Source organism: Clostridium sp. AF17-21AC, from assembly GCF_003461365.1.
GTDB lineage: Bacteria > Bacillota > Clostridia > Lachnospirales > Lachnospiraceae > Coprococcus > Coprococcus ammoniilyticus.
This window is the reverse complement of record NZ_QTWY01000001.1, coordinates 283176-304383: the sequence shown is the minus strand read 5'-3', so window position 1 is coordinate 304383 and position 21208 is coordinate 283176. Positions and strand designations below refer to the sequence as shown.

The window sequence follows — 21208 nt, the reverse complement described above, 5'->3', positions numbered from 1 at the left end:
TTTATTTGATTCATTCTTACAATATTAAATGATTTTATTAATCTGTTCTTTTAAATATGGTATATCTTCAACTAATGTATTCCACACAATCTCTAAATCTACATTTTCATAATCATGTGCATGTAAATTTCTCATACCTTTAATTGCATGCCATGGTATTGCATTATACTTTTCAATAAACTCATCCGATAATCTTCCTACAAGTTCACCTATTTGAATAATACACATATTACACGAATATTGAAATGAAATATCATTTTCATAACTTTCAAAACTACAATTATATTTTTCTTTCAGCAGTTCTATATCATCGCAATATCCAATTATTTTCTTAAGAATCTCTACATCATTATTCTTCATAAAGAACCACCCCCTCATTTTGAATATTGTCTAAAAATATCTTGTCTTTTATACCCGTCGTAACGACATCAACATGACACTGTAATTCATCTTCTAAATCATACACGAACGCCATGTACTTTATTAAACTCGTCATCTTTCCTTTATCCACATAAAGATCTACATCACTGTCATCATTTGCTTCTCCTCTTGCATAAGAACCAAACAAACACATACGAGATATGCCATGTTTTTTTGCAATTGGTATTGTTTTATCTTTGATTTCTTCAATTGTATAACACATCATACATACCTCCCTCTCAAAATATGCAAGCAAGTAATTTTATGTTTATTATACCACAAGAATCCCGCCTAGCATACACCAAACGGGATTCTTATATTTTTCTGTATGACTGACACTTACTGTTTATTCTTTCTGCTCTTTGCGAACACACAGCCAGCTCCAAGGGAAGATACCAGAACGCCTGCGATCAGAAGTGATCGAACCGAAAGTCCTGTCGCTCCCTGAATGACCAGTAGTTCTTCCGCATTGTCACTGTTAAATCCTGTAAGATGTAAGGTTTTTGAACTTATGTAAAAAATAATTCCTGTTACTGCAACTCCAAGTACAGTAGCAAGTGCGGATACAGCCGTCCGTCTGCTGCAGCCATTTAACAACAACAGGCTGACTGCTGTTCCTGTTAATATGGTCAGGATTGAGACAATCACAGGAGGAAATCCGTGGTAGATCGCCTGAATCATAAACAGTACTACCAGAAGAAGTGTAAAAACGACACCGGCTAATGCCCGTAAGCCTTTTCCTTTCCCCACAAACAACATTACCGCAGCAAATACCACCACAAGGATGCCAAGTGGCAGGCACCTGTCATAATTGAATACTGTGTAGTAGGGAGCTGCTTCCTCCGGCATATCTGCACATACGATTATTTTCTGATTCGCGTTTACATAGATGTTATGTGTCTGCGACAAATAATTATCAATCGATACTTTGTCGCCTTTCTGATCTCCTTCCAGAATCAGAACTGTAAGCTCCTGTTCCCCAAGATATCTGGAATGATCATATGGATCTGTCTCCAGCCGTTCATTATCGACAGATACTCCCCGCCCTCTTACGAATGTCCTGCTGTCGTTATTGTACATTGTATAGCTGTTGATCCGATCCCAGTCAAATGAACCTGCCGCCAGAAGAAAAGCTGCTCCTTATACATATGAAGCGGACTCACCTGCTCCTTGAGGTAATCTCACTTCATTTCTGTATTTATTATAGATATGACCGCATGTGCCTGCTATCACACTTCCGTAAAGATTGCAAGGGTTGTATATCTCTTTTGTAAAATTCACGAAAAAACAGGCAGTCTCGTTATAAGACTGCCTGCCTGATAATTATTTTTATATTGTATTGTTTTCTATATCTCATATATCACATAGGATATACCTGTATCTTCATGAGAAAATCAGTTCTCCAATAACTGTTTCTGCTGATGACTTACTCTATCTGGAAAAGCCATCATAAAAAGATTCAATCAAAGCACAGTCCATGATAAGAACATAGAACACATTTCCATAGTAACGGCTTTCTACAATTCTTCCATGATCAAGAACAGGGCGGTAGGATCCATCTTTTTTTGCAAAATGGAATCTTACATAATCATTATTTCCACTGGTCTTTGCATCAATCTGTTTCCAGATACTGGTCTCCACAGAATCCCGTTCATCCGGGTGAATAAGATTCCTGAATCGCTGCCCGGTATAATCCAGAAAATCATCGAAATCCTTGCAGCCTGCAAACTCAATCAATTCACGATTTGCAAATAAAATACGATCATCCTCCGGATCAGCTATATATATCAGGAAAGCTCCCGGAAGATTTTTTGACACATCCTGAAGTGCAAACCCAAGCTGACTTCTGTGCTGTATCTTATAATCACTGCGATAAGGACTGCAACTATGCTTCCCATGTAGTTTTACCGCATAAAGTGCCATATCTGCGCATCTGATAAGCTCCAAAACATCGTCACAGTCCTTCGGATATTCTGCGTACCCAAGAGAAATATAAAAAGGATGCTCTTCACCATTATATGTTATATACCTTGGCTTAAGGGTAAAACTCTCTATTATACTCTTTGCCTCTTCCTCTGTTGTTCCGATCAAGATAACAGAAAACTCATCGCCGCCATTTCTGCATAGAATGGCATTTACACCAAAATTATCTTTCATGTCCTGTGCAAGACTTTTCAGTGCGGTATCACCAACGACGTGTCCATACATGTCATTTATAAATTTAAAATCATCAATATCCATCTGTGCGCCCACACAATGAATACAATGACCGTCCTGTATCACCTTTTCAAGCTGCTCATCAAAACCTTTGCGGTTCAAAAGACCGGTTAACGGATCTGTTATCGCCATTTTTTTTAATATCTCACGATGTCTCTCAACCACAAGAACGATCACCGTTAATCCCGTTAAAAGCAAAATAATACAAATTCCAAAAACGAGCTGCGGAAGTATGTTCCATCCGTGGTTCCAACCATCAGTTGGCATTACCTCTAAGCCAAATGTGCTGCCACAAAATTCAAACTCAAATGTAATCGGCTCCTTCAAAATATTACCTGATGCCGATACCACCTCTGTATCATCCGACAAAGGAGAAACTGTCTTTGTCAGACAGTAATCATAACCAAATTGGGTAAGTGACTGAACCGATTTCTCAAATACCTCCGGAATACGGATAATTACAATAGTGAATCCCCAGAACGCAGAGGTTCCATCCGGGCACTCCAGATATACGGGATTTCTGATTGCAATGCCCCGGCCTCCTTGTTTTAAGTCAAACGGGCCCTGCATAGTAACTATATTTTTATCTCTCCCGTAACGGCATATCTCTCCACGACTTTCATCGTGGATCAAATCTATCTTTCCCGCTTCATTTCCCGCCTCCGGATATATATCTGTAACAACACCATTAGGTGCAATCTGTATGCTCTGAACAAAATCTGTCATCAGATTTCCTGCAACTTTTTGAAAATTATCAATTTTTCCATTTTCACTGAGTACTATTTCCTCAAGTGTATCTGTAATCGCAACGCCACGGTTCATATCATTCTGCAACCGTTCTGCATAGGTTGTGGCATTAAGTTCTGTGACAGCCCGCATATGTTTTAAATTTGTTCTGTATGAATGATATAAAACTGCTGCCAAGGCCAGACAACCTGCCAGGAAAATGAGAACCGGCAATATGAGTTTTTTGTTATGGATTTTCTGTGAATGCATAGCTTGTCATCTCTCCTTGTTCTAAATCCAACTAAACAAATTCCTGTAAATTGCACATATTCTATCGCATTCTTTTATTTTTGACAAGCCACCCATTGTGGTATATTCCTTTTTTTGTAAAATGGGATTATAATACAGGAGCGAAAAGAGGTAATCAATATGCAGATAAGTATAATTTTGCTCGGAAAACTTGTTAACTTTTTTATTATGATCCTGCTTGGTTTTATTCTTGTCAACAAACATATATTAAATGCTTCTGACAGCAGGATCCTGTCTATCATTGTAGTATATCTGGTGATGCCCTGCGCCATAATAAATTCATTTGAAATTGGCTTTACAAAAGAAAAACTGCAGGGACTATTATTTTCCGCTGTTCTTGCAACCATTATACATATTCTTCTATTGATTTTTATAAATATCGGAAGGAAACTCTGGCACTGGAATACAGTTGAATGTGCCACTGTCATGTATTCCAACTCGGGAAATATGATAATCCCACTTGTAAATGCTATGCTGGGTACCGACTATGTACTGTATTCATGTGCATTTATGTCTGTACAGCTGATATTTCTCTGGACACACTGCAGCACCATGCTCGCCGAAAAGCCACATATGGAATGGAAAAAGATAATAACCAATATAAATGTAATAGCCATAATAGCCGGACTCCTACTCTTTTTCTGTCAGATAAAACTGCCATCTGTCATACTCACACCGGTAAAAGACATAGGAAATATGCTTGCACCTCTCAGCATGTTAGTAACTGGCATGCTGATGGCTGATTCGCCGATCCGCGACAGCCTGAAAAATGCAAAACTATACATTTTCTCTGCCATCAGGCTCGTCATCTGGCCTGCTGTTTTACTGCTTATAATGTATGTAAGTCATGTATATGCCCTTATTCCAGAAGGAAGAACTTTACTCCTCATAGTATTTCTTGCCTCCATCACACCATCCGCTTCAACAATCACCCAGATGGCTCAGGTATATAACAAAGATGCTGCATACTCCGGTCTTTTAAATGTATTTACTACCTTGTTCTGTATCATAACCATGCCTTTGGCTGTCATATTGTTTTCACGGCTTGTGATATAATGGAGTTGCTCAAAAACCAATTAACCACGCCCCGACCATCATCTCTTTAGTCTTTCCATACGCCGGACATTCACCATATTTAATATAATCACTATAAAATGCAAAATTATAAATATCTATTAGCAATTCTGCATCCGTAATATCTGCTTTTCTATATTCAATCTTCATAAACAATACCTCTCCAAATTCCGATTTAACTTTCCATCAATTTAATTGCGTCATCAACAGATACACATGTAGCAAATCTCTTTGGCCACATCATATCATTGTAATATTTATAGGTTTCTTCTCCAGACATATAGTCGTTATCAAATGTTGAATTTGCCCCTTGTGGAACAATTACTTTATATCCTCTTTCAAAAGCAGATTTCACAGTTGCATCTATACAGAAGTTTGTCTGTAGTCCCACTATCACTAATGTATTATCATCTTTAACATAATCTGTAAAATCTTTATTTCCAAAACAACTATTGATATTTTTTATAAATATCTTTTCCCCTTCCTTGGGAATCACTTGTTCTGCAATTTCGAAGTCTTCATCACCGATTGAAAACCCCGTTCCTGGTCCATCATCATGTTGAAAATAGATAACCTCTATTTGATTATCTCTAGCTGCTTGTATAATTCTTGTAGTATTTTCAATAAATTCATCAAAATTAAAAAGTCTACTATCTGTTATTCCTTTTTGTATATCTATCACAAGTAGTTTCATTCATTTCTCCTTTATACATAAAAATTGCGATTTTACTTTCTTCTTAGTGGAACAAGTTATTATCCACAATATATTTTAAATTACATCTATTTAACATCCATGATTTATTCCTTGCCCCATTTTGATATTGAATAACCTGTTCTTTACATTCGTCAGATAAACCCTCATATATTTGTTGTGCTTTATCTTTAATTATTTCCTGACCTAAATTATCTGCCACAAAGTCAAGATACACATTATATTTTTCAAACCCTTCAAAGAAAAGATATCGTATAGCTGCATTATAATCTTCATCAAATCTTTTTACCAAATCCATTGCAGTATCTCGAAATCTTTTTTCTAATATATTCTTCGTTTCAAGCAATTTACTTTCCGTTGATATATCATACCAATACCCATCTTTGGGATTATAACTCATAGATGCTATTACATTGTCAACTGGTAATTTTCCGTATTTTTTATAAATAATCCTCAAATCGGCATTTACTTCAATACTCTGCCCAGATGCATTCCATTTTAACGAGAAAAAGTTTATTTCAAACACAATGTCTTTTACTGTTTTCTTCAAAATACCACTTTTTAAATACTTAAAGCCAGTTACTGTTGACAACTCACATATTAATCTTGTTTTCGTTTCTTCAACACTTAAAATATTTTCCATTTTTTCTCCTAATAACCCATGTGAAACTTCAAAGTTTCTGTTGCTTTCAATCTCTCCGCATGACTGAAAGTTTTGAGTGCCTTATATTTATCTAAATAATTTTTGCATCTGCTTCTCGAAGCTTTTTAAAATATTTTTCTTTATTCTTATTAAACATTGTTCCGATAGCTGATTCATTAAGTATTACACTATAGCCTTCTTTTATGGCCCCTAACGCAGTCAATGCTACGCACCCACCACCATCAACTCCTACGATTTCCACACATTTAATCTTATGTGCTTTTAAGAACTCATTAAGTTTAGGATTGCTAAATGCGTTTCCCTCATATTTTATGAAAACATAATCAGATATAACATGAAGATTGCTAACTAATTCCACTTCTTCAGTTCCTTCATAAGCCTTAAATGGTGCAAGCTTATTTATTAAATTTTTCTTCATGATATTTTTGATATAAACAACCACATTACTTTCATTTGCGTCAATAACTTCGTTTACAGTTTGAATCAGAATTTCATTATCATATTTAAAGTATGTAGCGTGATTTTTTCCAACACATACATTCTGCATATCAATTACCAACAATGCTTTTTTCACTTTCTTTCCCTCCGTCATCTTCAAATTCATCTAATACTTTGCATTTTTATATGAAATCAATATATGTGCAGGTGCAAATAATAGCGATGCTACAATCAATAATACAGACCTGCTCATAATTCCACTGAAGATGAAAATTACGGATGGAATAATAGATAATGTCAATGCTTTAAAAATCGTATTATTTCTAAAACAAATAATCCATATCACACAATAAAGTATAATTAAAACGACATTTGCTATTAAATATATCGCAAAAGCTTCATCAGACCACCAACCGAACCAGGTTCCAGGAATATTGACAACCATAAATCCGAAACACCCAAATCTTCCTATCTGTTCTACAACTTCAACACCTTTATTATTCCACTTATTTTCAAAACCATCTTTATACTTTAATGTAAAAATAATATTGGGTACCATGATTACTGCTATAAATACTGCCCCAAAAATGTTTATCCACTCCATCATGTTCTCACCTTCAAATTCAAAGTTTATTCTCTGTCATTCAACAGTTTATTTACTCTTTCAACTGGAAATCTGTCTTCAATATCAATTATCTTTATTATCAACTATTATAATTCCTACTATCACAAAAATAACACTTATAACAGATAATAGTAACCCTCCGTTACATTTTGCCCGGTAAAATTATTTGGACGAACTTAGGTATTTACTAATTTTTATATTTTACCGTCCAATTACCTTCAACACTTTCTGAGGTTGCATATTGACCGTAATCTAACACTGCTAAATCCCTCATCGATTCATCTATGCTTAAAATTTCACCTAAGGAAACCACTCTCGCATCTTCTTCCTTATGGTTTTCGCCGCATAAAAACTGCCAATACCCGTCCTCATCGTGAGAAACGTATAATATAGGCTTATACCCCTCCAACACATGGTAGCAGGTAATGCAGGCAGTGTCAGGACTATCTTCAAACGGAAATTTTCTATTATCCGCTTTCTTTTCAACTCTTTTAAATTTATCAAGTAATCCCATAATTTAATCCTCTCTACAACTTCAAAGCTTATGATCTGTTCGTCATATAACCAACAACAGAATCTACTCCCATAGTGCATTAATTTTATCTGGAAGTAATTCTATCTCCGTTCCAAGCAAAGCAACATCATCTTCATCTATTGGCACTGGTACATTAAAGTAGTTTCCCTTATTATCAATTCCATAAAGTTCACCACCATTTGAGCCAATAATAATGTGACCCGGCAAAATTTCTTCAATTTCATAATCATCATTTATTTCTTGCAATTCTTCCAACGGATATAATATAAGCCAGGTTTCACCAATATCGCCTTCACCACCATTATGTTTTTTCATCAATTCTATGTAATCGTTTGGCAATACCACGTCATTTATTTTCTCTATAATTTCCCCAAAATAAGGCGAATTAAATTCAAACATTCCCCATTTTTCCATATTATTCACCTCGTCGCTAAATTCCGATTTCTCAGTTTCAAAAACTGGAATTTATCGCCATATTCCACTATTAAGTTATACTCGCTTATAAATAATTGGCTCGTCATATCCAAAAGTTTTCTTTCCATTAACTTCCATGCTTTCAGATACTTCCAGGCAACTGTCAGAAAACTTTTCCCAAAGCTTAAATGTCATTACCGGAGAGAACTGGCTTGTACTGCCTCCTTCCCAGATTTCATCCTTTTCATGGTAGATTGCTGGGGTAAACTTTTCGGATTTTTTCAATTCGGTGTAATCAACATTTTTCATAGAACTATATGAAAATGTACTCTTATCTTCTCCTTTAGGTATTTCATAAGAATACAATACAATTTCATCCTCTATCTCTGTAATAAGGAAAAGATGTGGGGAAGCATTGCGTTTCCCATTTATCTCATAGTAGCTTTCTTCAACAACAAATTTACCATTAAAATCTTTAGGAAGGTTCAAAATTTTTCCATTACAGATTGTATTAATGTGTTCTGCATAAGGATATATTTTTCCTTCTGTCTTCATCTTATCAAACTGCTCTTTGTTATTAAAGTGTCCCGTCATCATATCAACAAAATTATCGAGTTTCATAATTTTTCCCTCCAAATTCCGATTTCATAGTCGTTAAAATCAAAGTATTACAAACACTGCTACCAAACATGCAACTAATCCCATGAACCAAGGTAATATAAAAGATAGAAAATTTGCCTTATTTTTTCGAAGCAGAATCATTGCGGTTATCATTATAGCTAACCATGCGAACATAATAAAATATCCAAATGGTACAAAAGACATATCCTCTACATAATCTTTTGTGCCGGGAGAAGTTTCAGGAAAAGCAAACGCCCACCCAAGTAATGCTAAGTAACTACCAAGCGTTCCTTGCAGAAGCCCTAGTATTACCAAGCATATTTTTTTGATTACATTGTTCAAAATAAACACCTCCAAACAAAAGATAAACTGGAAGTTGCCTGAATGTTATTTTTGTTGACGAGTTTGCCCGTCATGTGTTCGATTTTTATGGCAAACAACTGTGTCCGTAATGCAGAACGTTCCATTTCTTCCTCAATCTCATCTGTAGTTGGATAATATTTTGCTGCTAGCTTTCTCAATCGATCCTCAAAGATATTATTTTCTGTTACCGGCTTCACCTTTCCAAACACAACAACGCTTGTCGGATTCCATTCCCAATGACCTTCTTTTTTGAATCCCTGATTCCAGACAGTCAAGCAAACCTTATCGCATCGGTTCATTGCATCAACCTTATGCCCTCTTCTCCTCCTTCAACACCTTTTTACATTCTTCTGTTGTTATCTGCTGCTTAAATCTTCTCATTTCTCTGAACATGTCAATCTCTCCTTACTTTATAGGGAACTGCAACCCGATAACACCCCTCATCTGTTGTTCTACTCATTTTCTTCAAATAAAGCATTCCAGGCACTCACTGTATCATAACGATAGATGTCGTTCACATCATGTTCCCGCCAAAAATCTTCATCACTATAATGTTCTTCATTATAATACGGATTCGGCACCATCACATAATTATCATTCTGATTATCATCTTCCAGACAAATAGCTATCCAAAAACACTGATACCAGTCTAAGTCATTTCCCATCAGGCTGTCACTATATCCTGCATAACGGTTATACATATCAAATTCCACTTGAATACTGTCATCATCTTTCGTAATACTTTTCTGTTGCACAGTATATCCAAGGGGTTCTCCAACGCCCTTCATAAATGTCAAAGCCTCTCCTAACGCTTCATAACAGTTATGTGAGTTAAAGGGGCTTGCCATATCGTAATCACAGCCAACCCATAAATTCTCCGTTTCCACCGGATTATCCGAATCATTCCGGATGGTTACACTCACTGTATAATGCTGGGGATTTCCCGATTCTTCTCCAATATATGTTTTTTCCACTTTTACGCTGTCTTCATCAACATGCACATTTCCATCTGTTTGCTGTGGTATTATATCCCTTACTTCATCAACGGCACTCTGTTCACCATGAAAGTATAAATATTTTTCTTTGTCAAAAAATGGATTATAAATTCCTGCATAATTATCTGAGATAAAGCCATCATCATATCGAAATGCCACCCATGCCTGTTCGTATGATGTACTGTCAGAATCCATCAAGGCGTCGTCTGTTTCCCCCTCGTAATATACCACACCTGTAGTACCCCTCTCAATTTTCAATTTTCCCTTAAACACCTCTTTAAACTGTCCTTCTGTTGCCCAGGCAGATGCCTCTTTATCAAGTTCTGATACATTTTTCTCCATATCAAAATAGTAATACACAGGTATGGTACAGTCGTGCTGAAAAGTCCCTGTAATCTCAATCGGAATCGTAAATTTATAAATCTGCTTACCGTCAATTCCTAAATCCTCGTCAAAGCGGACTTCTTCTATTTTTACTCCGGACTTCACAATTTTTAAGCTGACGTTTTCCTCATATTCCTGCTCTGAAGGGAAGCTGCAACCCGACAGCACCCCTATCAAAAGCAAGAACAAGGCAAATACTTTACCCATCATTTTGGCAATACCTCCACCAATTCTGTAGCCCCTTCAAATACTCTGTTCACCAAACGTCTTGCATCCTTTTCCATTCCGACATAAGCTTCGGAAAATTCCTCTGCCAGACTTTTTGATATTTCTTCATATAAGTCATCCGTAAACGAATCGAAAGTCTTACTATTTATCAAAGCAATTAACACAATTTTCTTACCGGCTTATGGTGTATCCGTTCCGGTAAACCCATCACTTTATCGTAACTTAATTACTTTATTTTTGTCTTCATGTAACCCCCCGGCATTCATACTTTTCCCAATACATGTTCCGGTATCAATACGCCTTTATCATTATTTTGTCCCCATTCCAATAAAAAAATTATACCATAAGTTTCTACTGCAATAAAGTAAGAGTTCCGTTTTGGTTACTGTCAAGTAACCGTTGGCACGATTTACAATTAAACTATTTTCCCTGTCATCAATCTTGGAACACTTGCCGCAATCAACAGGAATACCGGTATGCAGGCAAACATCGGCCATACAACATAATGATAGGTGAACATTATGGTACCTCCTGCAATGGCATATACAATCAAATAATTTAAAAGCTGTCCTACGGAAAGCACAAATACAAATGCCAGACACATTCTCAATATTCCTTCAAAGGAAAGCATGGATGCTATCTGATTTTTTGTCATTCCAACAGACCATAACACCTTAAGCTCCTGATTTCGTTCATGAATGGATGTATAAGTAAGATTTATAAAATTCATAATACCAATCAAAGCAAGAATTGCACTAAGAGCACTTCCTACAATTAAAAACATCCGCACGGTATTCTTAAATTCCTTCAAATACACATCTCTGGATTGATAATCCAAATCCTCATTTACTGTCTCACAATATTGTTCCACATAGCTTTCTGCCTCCTGCAGATGTTCCTTATCCAGATTCATCAACAGCTGCATTGCTCCTTTTGAGTCCGGAACAACCTTCCGGTATTCCTCTGAAGAAATCGTTACATAGACATCCATTCCGTGACTGTGCTTTGGCCCCATAGAGTATGGTACATCCCCAATAGCAATTACTTCATACTCTTTTACCTTACCACTTGGCAATTCTACCGGTATTTTTTCTCCCACCTGATAAAGTGCAAACCCGGAATCATTGCGCCTTCCCTCTGTCATGGAAGAAACAATTGCGTAATCACCGGAACAAAATGTATCCCAGTCCACTACCTCTGTGTCCAATTCCATAGCATCAAAAATCATCTTATCCACACCATACAGATGAGCATCAATTTGTTTTTGGTCATAGACGAGGGAATCAAACCAGTTTTTTTGATCCTGCTCACTCACAAACCAGTCATTATGTTCCTCATAAATCCTTTTCAACCGCTCCCATGAAGTACCATCCACCTTCTGCTGTATCTCAGACATATAAATGGCTCCACATTCCGTAATACCATCCATTTTCTCCAGTGCCTCCATATCCTGAAAAGTCACGCCATCCAATACCGTTTCCAAAGAATGGGAATTATACAAGGTTGCATCAGCCACTGAAATATCACTGCCTGCAAAAGTAGAAATATATTTATCCTCATCAAAACAGGACACAATGGATACCGTTACATTTATCATTAAAATACTAAGAACCATGGAAAGAATTACCGCCGTAGATCTCTTCTTATTTCTTTTCAAGTTCTCCCATGCCATAGAAAACGGATTTACCTTCTTTGCCTTTTTCCTTTGAGACAATTTTTCTACCTGACAGTCATTAAACTCCACCGCTTCTACCGGAGATATTTTTTTGATAATCCTGCATGGTTTTGCACAACTGATTCGGACTGTAACCCATGCAAAAACAGCACATGACAGGAATACAAAAGGATTGGAATAAACCTTACATGCCTCAGATGTTATATTCTCAGCAATCAACGGCAGGACAATATGAGAAAGCACATATCCCAAAATCATACCAACGGGAATCGCAATCACACTTAAAAGCATTGCCTGCTTCAGCACCAGTTTTTTTAACTGTGTATTCGTCATACCGATTGTCTTAAGCAAACCATAGTAATGAATATCCGCCGTTACCGCAATCAGAAAAATATTATAAATGATCAAATATCCCGATAACATGATCAAGGTAAGCAAAATCAAAACAATCAGCACGGAAGTCGCATCAATGGAGCTTGTTGTATATGCCCAGTTAATACCATCATTTATCTCATCACCGAACCCATGTCTTTCCTTTAAGGCATCCATCTGTGCGGATATATTAAAAGTCGAAGGAAAATCAAAGTCCGAATTCATGGCACCGGCATAAGAATTTTGTTTCAAAAACTTGTTATAATCCTCTCTGTCTTTCCAGACCGGAGCAAAGCTTTCTTGAAATTTCTTTGACACAAAAATCTGATTTGCTATGGTTTCTGCCGGTTTTTCCCAGATACCGCACACCGTAAAATCTCCTTCATAGGTGTCAAAACCATTGGAAATTTTAAGATGAAGAATCTGTCCTAATTCATGAGGAATACCAAAATCATCCAAAACATTTGTACAGACTGCCACCTCATTGTACTTCTCAGGAAGGCTTCCCATTTCCGGATAAGCAAAGCTTTGTTTGGCATTCAATTCCTGGGTATATCGAATCTCTGTATAATCTTTTTTTAATTCTTCATTTAACAGATTACCAATAATAACATTATAAGATAAGTTGTGTATTTTTTTATCTGTTGCCAGTTCATCATATTCTTCCTGTGTCATAAATTTAAATCCTGCATGGGAACTGGTTCCGACCTGATAACAGGTAGAAGTCTCATATGACTTTATCAGACTGTTTACAACCGTAAACAATGTTGTAAGCATTACCGTTGTTAATATAATGGCAGCCAGCAGGATTCCATTTCTCTTTTTATTTGCCAACATACTTTTTTTACTGATATTGATGATACAGCGGTGATTATCAACCTTACGCATTGGTATCTCCCCCTCCCGATATAATCCGTCCATCTTCAATCCGGATAATCCGATCAGCCATCTGGGCAATTTCCTCATTATGGGTAATCATAACGATGGTCTGTTTGAATTTCTGACCTGTCACCTTCAAAAGCCCCAGCACATCCTGACTTGTTTTTGAATCCAGATTTCCCGTAGGTTCATCTGCCAAAATGATGGATGGTTTTGTTGCCAGTGCTCTTGCGATGGCAACTCTTTGCTGCTGCCCGCCGGAAAGCTGGTTTGGAAGGCTGTTGATTTTTTCGGAAAGACCTAATATATCAATTATCTGTTCCACAAAATCCGTATCCACAACTCCTCCGTCAAGCTGTATGGGAAGTACAATATTTTCATATACATTCAATACCGGCACAAGATTATATGCCTGAAAAACAAAGCCGATTTTTCTTCTTCTGAAAATCGTAAGCTCCCCATCTTCCAGATCGAATATCCTTTTTCCGTCCACCAGCACGGTTCCGGAGGTAGGACGGTCTAAGCCTCCAAGCATATGCAAAAGGGTCGACTTTCCACTTCCGGAGGTTCCCACAATTGCCACAAATTCCCCTTGCTCCACAGAAAGACTCACTCCATCCAGTGCCTTTACACAGACCATGTTCTGGTCGTAATATTTTTTCAAATTCTCTGTTCTTAAAATTTCCATTTTCCCTTTTCCTTTCCGATTCCCACAAATTATGAGAAATACGCTTCTCATAAAATAAACAATGCCGGGTATCTGTTTTTCATACCCAGCATAGCTTATCCTTCTTTCCAGATTCTTTCTCAAATCTTACAATGTTGAAATATTTGGAAAACAGACATCAAATCTCGAACCCGTTCCCACTTGTGAAGTGACCTTGATATAGCCTCCGTTGTTTTCTACAATCTCCCGTGCCAGAAACAATCCAACACCAATTCCTTCTTTGTCATGTGCGGACCTTCCTCTGTAAAATCTTCCAAACAACAAAGGAATTTCTTCCTCTGATATACCGATACCTTGATCTGTAATCCGGATACCCGAAAAAAACTCATAAGAGAATTCTTCAATATAAACGGTAGTACCCTCTCCGGAATATTTAATCCCATTATCCAGAATATTATAGACTGCTTCAATTACCCATTTTTCATCTACATAGGAGCGGTACCTTCCCACGTCCCTTACAAGAATGGAAATATTCTTTTCCGATGCTTTGGGAAGTGCCTGTTCCACTGCCTTATGGATAATTTCCCGATATGCAGTTTCCTTTTTCTGATATTGAAAAATACCGGTTTCAAGGCGGGACATTTTTACCAATGCTTCAATCAGGCTTTCTAACTTCTTTCCCTGAGCAAAAACCTCACCGGCATATTCCTTCTCCTGCTCGGTAGCTGCCACCTCTGTTAAAAGCTCCGAATACATCAGTATATTGGTAAGAGGTGTTTTGGTCTGATGGGAAATATTCGTAATCAGTTCCTTTAAATTGTCTTTTTCTTCCTGAATCTTCTTCTCGGACATGGATGCAGTAGACAGATACCGCATAAACTTTGTCTGCAATTTTGAAAGCTCGCTTTCGTCAAAGCAATTTTCCTCAAAGGTACCTGCAATTGCATCATCCAACATTTGATTCAAAATCTCGTATTCATTTCTTCTAATTTTCATTCTTCCCATTTAAAGACATAACCAATACCATATACCGTATGGATTATCTTTTCTCCAGAGCCTTCTATTTTATCTCTTAATCTTTTCACGCTGACGGATAGGGCATTTTCATCCACATACTGTTGATTCTGCCATACATAATCAATCAGCTTTTCCCGGGAAAGGGTAATTCCCTCATTCTCCGTAAAATACTTTAACAGTCGGATTTCCGTCTTACTTAATTCAATCTCCATATCATTTTTCTTGAATATCAGATTGTCAAAATCAAACAATAACCCATGCTTTTCATATCGGTTCGGAACATCACAAGGCTTCCCGGCTAACGCCCTTGATAAAAGATTATTCACCCGAAGCCTGAGTGCCATCAGGGAAAATGGCTTTGTCACATAATCATCCGCTCCAAGGGTAAGACCTGTCACCTCATCCAATTCCGTATCGTTTGCAGTCACAACCAAAACCGGTACGTCAGAAGTCTTCCTTAACTGTTTTAGAAAGTCAAATCCATTCCCATCCGGTAAATTAATATCCAAAATGATAAGATCTGCCTGCTCTGTGTCTTCAACCTCACCTAAGGAATAAAACTTCCGATATTCATATTTTTCATTTCCCAGAGTAAGCTCTATACCATGATTGATGGTTGCATCATCTTCAATAATATAAATGCACTTTTTTTCATTCGTCATAGGTGGCTCTCCTAAATTCTGTCTTTCCATTACATCTTCCTATAAATATCGTTAAACCCTCAACAACTGTAATTTATAATTCTAACGAATTTGTATTTAATAAAAATTCATACACATTCATGATTAAAATACCTTGATCATTATAAAATGGTTTTGGCGTATCAGATGTAATTACAATCTTCTTAAATGAATCATTTATTTTCAAAAAAGGACGAATCTCTTGTTCCATTTTTGCTTCGGTCTCCAACATATACGCGGACTGGATATAATATTTTTTAGAACCCTTATTACAGATAAAATCGACTTCCAGTTGCTTTTTTACCAGTTTTGCATCTTTCCCCTTTTCAACAACAGTCAGATTGCCAACATCCACATGAAAGCCTCTCATTCTTAATTCATTGTAAATTACATTCTCCATAGAATGTGTCACTTCCATTTGCCTGTAATGAATTCTTGAATTTCTAAGTCCCATATCCATAAAATAGTACTTCATTGGCGTACTGATATAGGACTTTCCCTTAATATCATATCTGCTCGCCTCTTCAATTAAAAAAGCATCCTCCAAATATTCAATATATTTCGTAATCGTTGTTGCTGTAATTTTCGAATTGTTTACGCTTTTAAATGTTTTCTGAAGTTTGTTAGGATTTGTCAACGCGCCAATTGCGGATGCCAAAACATCAAGCAATGATTCCATTTCTCCAACGTTTCTGATTTTGTTTCGTTTTACAATATCACTGATATATGTTTCCTGAAACAGATTATCCAATAGATTCATTTTTTGCTCATCCGTTTCAGCTAATACCACCAACGGAATACCGCCATAAGTAATATATTCGTTCCATCCATCATATTTATTTCCATCATAGCAACTCATAAATTCCGAAAAGCTCAAAGGGTACATATGCACCTCATCCCCTCTGCCGCCAAATTCAGTAGCTATATCTCTGGATAAAAACTTTGCATTACTTCCCGTTACAAATACATCGCAATTCTTCTTATCCGCTAAACCGTTAAGCACACTCACAAACTCATCCAGTAACTGCACTTCATCTAAAAGAAAGTAGTATTTTTCATTATCTTGAAGTTGTTTCTTTGCCCAAGGGTAAAAGATTTTCGGATCTCGATATTCTATATTATCGAATAAATCAAACGCCATTTCAATGATGTGTTTTTCATCCACTCCATTTTCAAGCAAATGATTTTTAAACAGCGTTCGCAATAAATATGATTTTCCACATCTTCTTATTCCTGTTACAATTTTAATCAGACCATTTCCTTCACGATTTATAAGTTGTTCTAAATAGTAATCTCTTTTAATTTCTTTTACCATGACATTTTCTCCCAAAAGATATTTCGGTTATTGTATCCCTAAATATCTTCTATTATACCCAACAACATAATACTATGCAATCGTCTAAAAGATATTTTGGTTAATATATACCCAAACATCTTCTAGATTCTTTCCGTATTCATATATAATATAAACACCAAAAACGGCAGGCCGTCTGTTATATGACCACCTGCCTGTTACCTGCTCTAATACTATTTTCCGTGTATCATCAGTCAATCAAACTGGAATTTAGCGATTTCTTTTTCCGGTATTCTCTGTCCCACGGATTTCCTCATGATAGAAATAATCTACGATCACCGGATGCCCCTGCGGGACTCTGCCATAAGGCATTTCATTATCCACAAAAGCACAATCATACTTCTTAGCCATTTTCTCAGCTTTTACTTCAAGTGCTTCAAAGTAGCTGCGGTTATGCTTGTTATAGATCTCGTCGTAAAGTGGTACAAGATCAGGATATTTTCCGGCGATATAATCCATAATTGTCTTTTTGAAACCGCCTCGAAGATTGAGATTTTCGAGCCAGAACAGATCGCACTGATTCTTTACCCGCTCAAAGATTGCTTCAAAATCCGTGATACCGGGGAATACCGGGGATACGAAACAGACTGTACGGATACCTGCCTCATATACCTGCTTCATAGCAACGATACGGTGCTCAATGCTCGAAGCAGAATCCATATCGTTCTTGAAATTTTCATCTAGTGTGTTGATCGACCATGAAACGGTTACACGTCCAAGCTTCTTCAACAGATCAATATCCCGTACCACAAGATCCGACTTTGTGCAGATCAGAATATCTGCGTCACTGCCGATCAGCTGCTCCAGAAGTTTTCTGGTATTCCCGAATTGCTCCTCTTGTGGATTGTAGCCATCTGTCACAGAACCGATGACCACCCGCTGTCCGGCATATTTCTTCGGATTTTTAATTTCCGGCCAATGCTTCACATCAAGGAAAGTGCCCCATTCCTCCTTGTGCCCGGTAAAGCGCTTCATAAAAGAAGCATAGCAATACTTGCAGGCATGTGTACAGCCTACATAGGGATTGACCGAGTAACCGCCTACCGGCAGACTAGACTTAGTCATGATGTTCTTTGTTTCCACCTCACGAATGAGGATTCCATTTATTACTTCTTCCATGATTTCTGTTCCTCTAACACTTTATTAAATTCTTCCGGCATTTCCTGAATCATATTTTCATCCCCTATGATAGGGACAAGGTCTTCCTTCATAAACACCGGAATGCCGAGCTTATGTGCCTGGTCCGCCAGAGACCATGCCCATTCCGGTTCCGTATGAATCTTCCTGCTCTGAGCTCCGGTCATGGTGCCGACAACGATCCAATTGATTCCGGAAAGGTCAACTGTGCCGGGATCATCGAATAACGGCTCAAAGGTAACATGGTAATGTTTTGCTCTGACGTTTTTCCGAAGAGCGTCGATACGCCACAGTTCTGCTTTTCTCGTCACCGTAACGCCAAACCACGCATTTTCCAGATCGGTATCAAAATCCAGCAAATCAGGTCGCTTGGTAAGGAACAGGAACTGATGCTGTGGATTTTCACGGATCTTTGCAAATACCTTGTCTCTCCATTCCGGCTTCCATCCGGAGAGATCGCTCATGCCGGTAAGAAGAAAGTTCTGCGGACGTTTCTTTTCCATCATCTTGAGCTTACCTGGAAAGAATTCAGGGTCAGCGAAGTCATCAATCATATGCCAGCGTTTCACGTTGTTGCGGGCATAGCAATATGTACACCCCACTATGCAGCCAATGACGATATTCATGTTCTGAATCTGATCTTTGATACAAATACTCATGACTTCTGCCACTCCTCAAGATTCTTTCTGATGCGGTCGAGGCATTCCTCAAACCGGATAATTTCTTCCTCTGAAAAACCTTTGTAGTAAATACTGCCCATCTCATCAGATACAGAATCGTACTCGCCCTTCAAGGCATGTGCTTTCTCAGTCAGAAACAGGAGTGTTTTCCTTTTGTCCGTTTCAGACTGAACACGGCTTATCAGCCCTTGATTTTCCATTCTTTCCAGCATCGTAGTAAGAGATGTTATCGCTAATCCGCATTTAGTCGAGAGTGACCTGATTGAGATACCATCCTCCTGCCACAGTACATAAAGAATACGCCCCTGGGCTCCATTAAACGCATCAATATTCTTTTCACTGAGAATCTTCTCGAAAATCCGGTCTCCAAGCTGTTTTATTTTGGTGACAAGAAATCCTCCATTCATTTCCATACAAAAGCTCCTATATAGTAGTTTATTAAAATAACATACTATATAGGAGCTTTATTGTCAACAGTTTATATGTCTTAATAGGTAAATTCCATTTTTTTCAATTCTCCAAACTGGAATTTATATAATTATTCCTCTAACTTTCCCTATTTTACAGGCTTTCCCGCCTGTTCATTAGTGAAATGATATGTAGTTTCCCTTATTTTTGCCCTTATGAGATAATCACAAGGGAAATAAGGGAAATTTTTTAGTCATTGCCTACCACTTTATCAAGAAGCCGAACCGATTTTCGTTTCGCATCTCTTGTGGAGTGAGCATAGACGTTCATTGTGGTACTGACATCTGAGTGTCCTAACAATTCCTGCACATCTTTTGGGGCAGCTCCATTTGCTAAAAGGTTGCTTGTATAGGTGTGACGTAACTGGTGGAAATGAAAGCCTTCAAATCCCTCTAATGTTTTTGCTACCTTTCTGCATACCGTTCCCAAAGTAGTCGGAAGTTCCAGACAGCCATCAGGTCTTAAGCAGACGAAAGAAATTTCTTTATAATCTGCCGGGACTTCCTCTGTTCTGTCTAAGCAATAATACTCGTAGTACACTCTGTTTTTCTCTTTGACCTCTTTGTAGTAGTTCGTGTGATAAAGTTCTCCGTACTGCATTCGATTCTTTAACTGCTCTTTCCGGGCATTACGGAAAATCTCTACCAGCGTATCTCCAAAATCAACAATCCTCACTTTTTTCCGCTTGGTTGGTCCGATGATATATTTGCGCTTTGAGCCATCATATCGGATGCTGCGTCTTATGGTAAGGCATTGTTCTTCCAGATTTACGTCCTGCCACGCCAAACCGCAGGCTTCTCCAATACGAAGCCCGGCATAATAGGCTATCTGGATTGGAAGTATTGCGGCTGGGTTCTTTTTTTGAAGATACGCAAGCAGTCTTTCATAATCTTTTCGTGAAATTGGTTGGATATTTCCGTCCATGTCCTCATCCGAAAACAAATCAACTTCGTCCGTCTGATACCGCAGTTTAATATACTGCATAGGATTGAACGTAATATACTGTTTTGGAAATACTGCAAAGCGGAATGATTGCTGCATGACTGCGGAAAAAGAATGGATGTAGTCTTTGCTGTAACCCTTTCTCTCTTTTCCATCGGGATGAACTCCCCCGAAGGAAAGCAAATCAAAGAAGGATTGCAAATGCTCAGAGGTTACATTTTTTAATTTCCGTTCTGCCAGCGGATGTTTCTTAATATTTCGGATTGTTCCGAGGTAATTCTCCACCGTACCATTGCTGAGCGTACCTGTTTTTAATTCCTCCTCTGCCCACACATCCAGAAGTTGTCCGACTGTGAGATTTTCCGCTTTGGCAACAAATTTCTTTTTCTCATAATCATCCATTGCCTGACGGAGCAGTTTTTCAGTTTCACTTTTGCTTTCTGTTCCAACGCATTCTTTCTGAACAAGATTGCCGCTTGCGTCCTCTACATAGAAGCGGTAGTACCATTTCTTTCCTTTTTTTCTTACAGATCCTTTTGCCATAATCGTATGTCTCCTTTCGATATTAGACAATCGGAACTGATGAAATGCTTCGTGCGTGTAAGTATATCA

The 21208-nt window shown here is 37.7% G+C and carries 26 protein-coding genes; 1 reads left to right on the top strand and 25 read right to left on the bottom strand.

All coding sequences use genetic code 11. The annotated features are described in order from the left end of the window. Positions 1 to 24: 24 nt before the first annotated feature. The 4 genes from DWW85_RS01460 to DWW85_RS01445 form a co-directional block, all read right to left on the bottom strand. On the bottom strand, positions 25 to 360 hold the full coding sequence (locus DWW85_RS01460) for a HepT-like ribonuclease domain-containing protein (RefSeq protein ID WP_181986474.1): 336 nt from the start codon (positions 358 to 360) through the stop codon (positions 25 to 27). Then, positions 350 to 646 (bottom strand): nucleotidyltransferase domain-containing protein, encoded by a 297-nt coding sequence (locus DWW85_RS01455; protein WP_008401969.1) that lies wholly within the window; start codon positions 644 to 646, stop codon positions 350 to 352. The genes DWW85_RS01460 and DWW85_RS01455 overlap by 11 nt, the downstream gene beginning before the upstream one ends. Before the next feature lie 113 nt (positions 647 to 759). Further along, the gene (locus tag DWW85_RS01450; RefSeq protein WP_117807262.1) at positions 760 to 1500 is read right to left on the bottom strand and encodes a YibE/F family protein; all 741 of its coding nucleotides are present in this window, start codon (positions 1498 to 1500) and stop codon (positions 760 to 762) included. Between the two features lie 351 nt (positions 1501 to 1851). Further along, positions 1852 to 3516: a diguanylate cyclase gene (locus DWW85_RS01445; protein WP_242995974.1), complete on the bottom strand. Its 1665-nt coding sequence runs from the start codon at positions 3514 to 3516 to the stop codon at positions 1852 to 1854. Between the two features lie 276 nt (positions 3517 to 3792). Between DWW85_RS01445 and DWW85_RS01440 the strand changes: the two genes are divergently transcribed. Next, positions 3793 to 4728, top strand: coding sequence for an AEC family transporter (locus DWW85_RS01440; RefSeq protein ID WP_117807260.1), 936 nt, complete (start codon positions 3793 to 3795; stop codon positions 4726 to 4728). Between the two features lie 9 nt (positions 4729 to 4737). Here DWW85_RS01440 and DWW85_RS01435 read toward each other — a convergent pair whose 3' ends face one another. From DWW85_RS01435 to DWW85_RS01330, 21 genes are all read right to left on the bottom strand, one after another. After that, positions 4738 to 4896: a hypothetical protein gene (locus DWW85_RS01435; RefSeq protein ID WP_309295067.1), complete on the bottom strand. Its 159-nt coding sequence runs from the start codon at positions 4894 to 4896 to the stop codon at positions 4738 to 4740. Positions 4897 to 4921: 25 nt separating this feature from the next. Then, a complete protein-coding gene (locus tag DWW85_RS01430; RefSeq protein ID WP_117807259.1) occupies positions 4922 to 5440 on the bottom strand; it encodes a cysteine hydrolase family protein in 519 nt (172 codons plus the stop codon). A 43-nt stretch (positions 5441 to 5483) separates the two neighbouring features. After that, entirely contained in the window at positions 5484 to 6101 is a 618-nt protein-coding gene (locus DWW85_RS01425; protein WP_117807258.1) for a hypothetical protein, read from the bottom strand. Positions 6102 to 6192: 91 nt separating this feature from the next. Next, positions 6193 to 6696 (bottom strand): isochorismatase family protein, encoded by a 504-nt coding sequence (locus tag DWW85_RS01420; protein WP_226800971.1) that lies wholly within the window; start codon positions 6694 to 6696, stop codon positions 6193 to 6195. Between the two features lie 30 nt (positions 6697 to 6726). Beyond that, entirely contained in the window at positions 6727 to 7164 is a 438-nt protein-coding gene (locus DWW85_RS01415; RefSeq protein ID WP_044945899.1) for a hypothetical protein, read from the bottom strand. Positions 7165 to 7372: 208 nt separating this feature from the next. Then, positions 7373 to 7699, bottom strand: coding sequence for a hypothetical protein (locus DWW85_RS01405; RefSeq protein WP_117807256.1), 327 nt, complete (start codon positions 7697 to 7699; stop codon positions 7373 to 7375). A gap of 63 nt (positions 7700 to 7762) precedes the next feature. After that, positions 7763 to 8134 carry an SMI1/KNR4 family protein gene (locus DWW85_RS01400; protein WP_117807255.1) on the bottom strand — a complete coding sequence of 124 codons (372 nt, stop codon included), beginning with the start codon at positions 8132 to 8134 and terminating at the stop codon, positions 7763 to 7765. A gap of 75 nt (positions 8135 to 8209) precedes the next feature. Continuing rightward, on the bottom strand, positions 8210 to 8758 hold the full coding sequence (locus DWW85_RS01395) for a hypothetical protein (protein WP_117807438.1): 549 nt from the start codon (positions 8756 to 8758) through the stop codon (positions 8210 to 8212). Between the two features lie 36 nt (positions 8759 to 8794). After that, complete coding sequence (locus DWW85_RS01390) at positions 8795 to 9097, bottom strand: hypothetical protein (RefSeq protein WP_117807254.1); 303 nt, start codon at positions 9095 to 9097, stop codon at positions 8795 to 8797. After that, a complete protein-coding gene (locus tag DWW85_RS01385; RefSeq protein WP_207660239.1) occupies positions 9094 to 9417 on the bottom strand; it encodes a hypothetical protein in 324 nt (107 codons plus the stop codon). Before DWW85_RS01385 ends, DWW85_RS01390 begins: the two co-directional genes overlap by 4 nt. A gap of 153 nt (positions 9418 to 9570) precedes the next feature. After that, positions 9571 to 10707, bottom strand: a complete 1137-nt coding sequence (locus DWW85_RS01380; protein ID WP_117807253.1) for a hypothetical protein — start codon at positions 10705 to 10707, stop codon at positions 9571 to 9573. Beyond that, positions 10704 to 10877, bottom strand: a complete 174-nt coding sequence (locus tag DWW85_RS01375; RefSeq protein ID WP_181986473.1) for a hypothetical protein — start codon at positions 10875 to 10877, stop codon at positions 10704 to 10706. Before DWW85_RS01375 ends, DWW85_RS01380 begins: the two co-directional genes overlap by 4 nt. Before the next feature lie 263 nt (positions 10878 to 11140). After that, entirely contained in the window at positions 11141 to 13660 is a 2520-nt protein-coding gene (locus DWW85_RS01370; RefSeq protein ID WP_181986472.1) for an ABC transporter permease, read from the bottom strand. Further along, entirely contained in the window at positions 13653 to 14339 is a 687-nt protein-coding gene (locus tag DWW85_RS01365) for an ABC transporter ATP-binding protein (RefSeq protein WP_021938872.1), read from the bottom strand. The genes DWW85_RS01370 and DWW85_RS01365 overlap by 8 nt, the downstream gene beginning before the upstream one ends. A 126-nt stretch (positions 14340 to 14465) precedes the next feature. After that, the gene (locus tag DWW85_RS01360; protein ID WP_117807250.1) at positions 14466 to 15323 is read right to left on the bottom strand and encodes a HAMP domain-containing sensor histidine kinase; all 858 of its coding nucleotides are present in this window, start codon (positions 15321 to 15323) and stop codon (positions 14466 to 14468) included. Continuing rightward, positions 15311 to 15997 (bottom strand): response regulator transcription factor, encoded by a 687-nt coding sequence (locus tag DWW85_RS01355; protein WP_117807249.1) that lies wholly within the window; start codon positions 15995 to 15997, stop codon positions 15311 to 15313. Before DWW85_RS01355 ends, DWW85_RS01360 begins: the two co-directional genes overlap by 13 nt. Before the next feature lie 73 nt (positions 15998 to 16070). Next, entirely contained in the window at positions 16071 to 17330 is a 1260-nt protein-coding gene (locus DWW85_RS01350) for an ATP-binding protein (RefSeq protein WP_117807248.1), read from the bottom strand. A gap of 249 nt (positions 17331 to 17579) precedes the next feature. Beyond that, the gene (locus DWW85_RS01345; protein WP_117807247.1) at positions 17580 to 18488 is read right to left on the bottom strand and encodes a radical SAM mobile pair protein B; all 909 of its coding nucleotides are present in this window, start codon (positions 18486 to 18488) and stop codon (positions 17580 to 17582) included. Further along, complete coding sequence (locus DWW85_RS01340) at positions 18476 to 19165, bottom strand: radical SAM mobile pair protein A (protein WP_117807246.1); 690 nt, start codon at positions 19163 to 19165, stop codon at positions 18476 to 18478. Before DWW85_RS01340 ends, DWW85_RS01345 begins: the two co-directional genes overlap by 13 nt. Further along, positions 19162 to 19599, bottom strand: coding sequence for a radical SAM mobile pair system MarR family transcriptional regulator (locus DWW85_RS01335; RefSeq protein WP_007884694.1), 438 nt, complete (start codon positions 19597 to 19599; stop codon positions 19162 to 19164). The genes DWW85_RS01340 and DWW85_RS01335 overlap by 4 nt, the downstream gene beginning before the upstream one ends. Positions 19600 to 19843: 244 nt before the next feature. Then, on the bottom strand, positions 19844 to 21139 hold the full coding sequence (locus tag DWW85_RS01330) for a tyrosine-type recombinase/integrase (RefSeq protein ID WP_015520149.1): 1296 nt from the start codon (positions 21137 to 21139) through the stop codon (positions 19844 to 19846). Between the last annotated feature and the right edge of the window lie 69 nt (positions 21140 to 21208).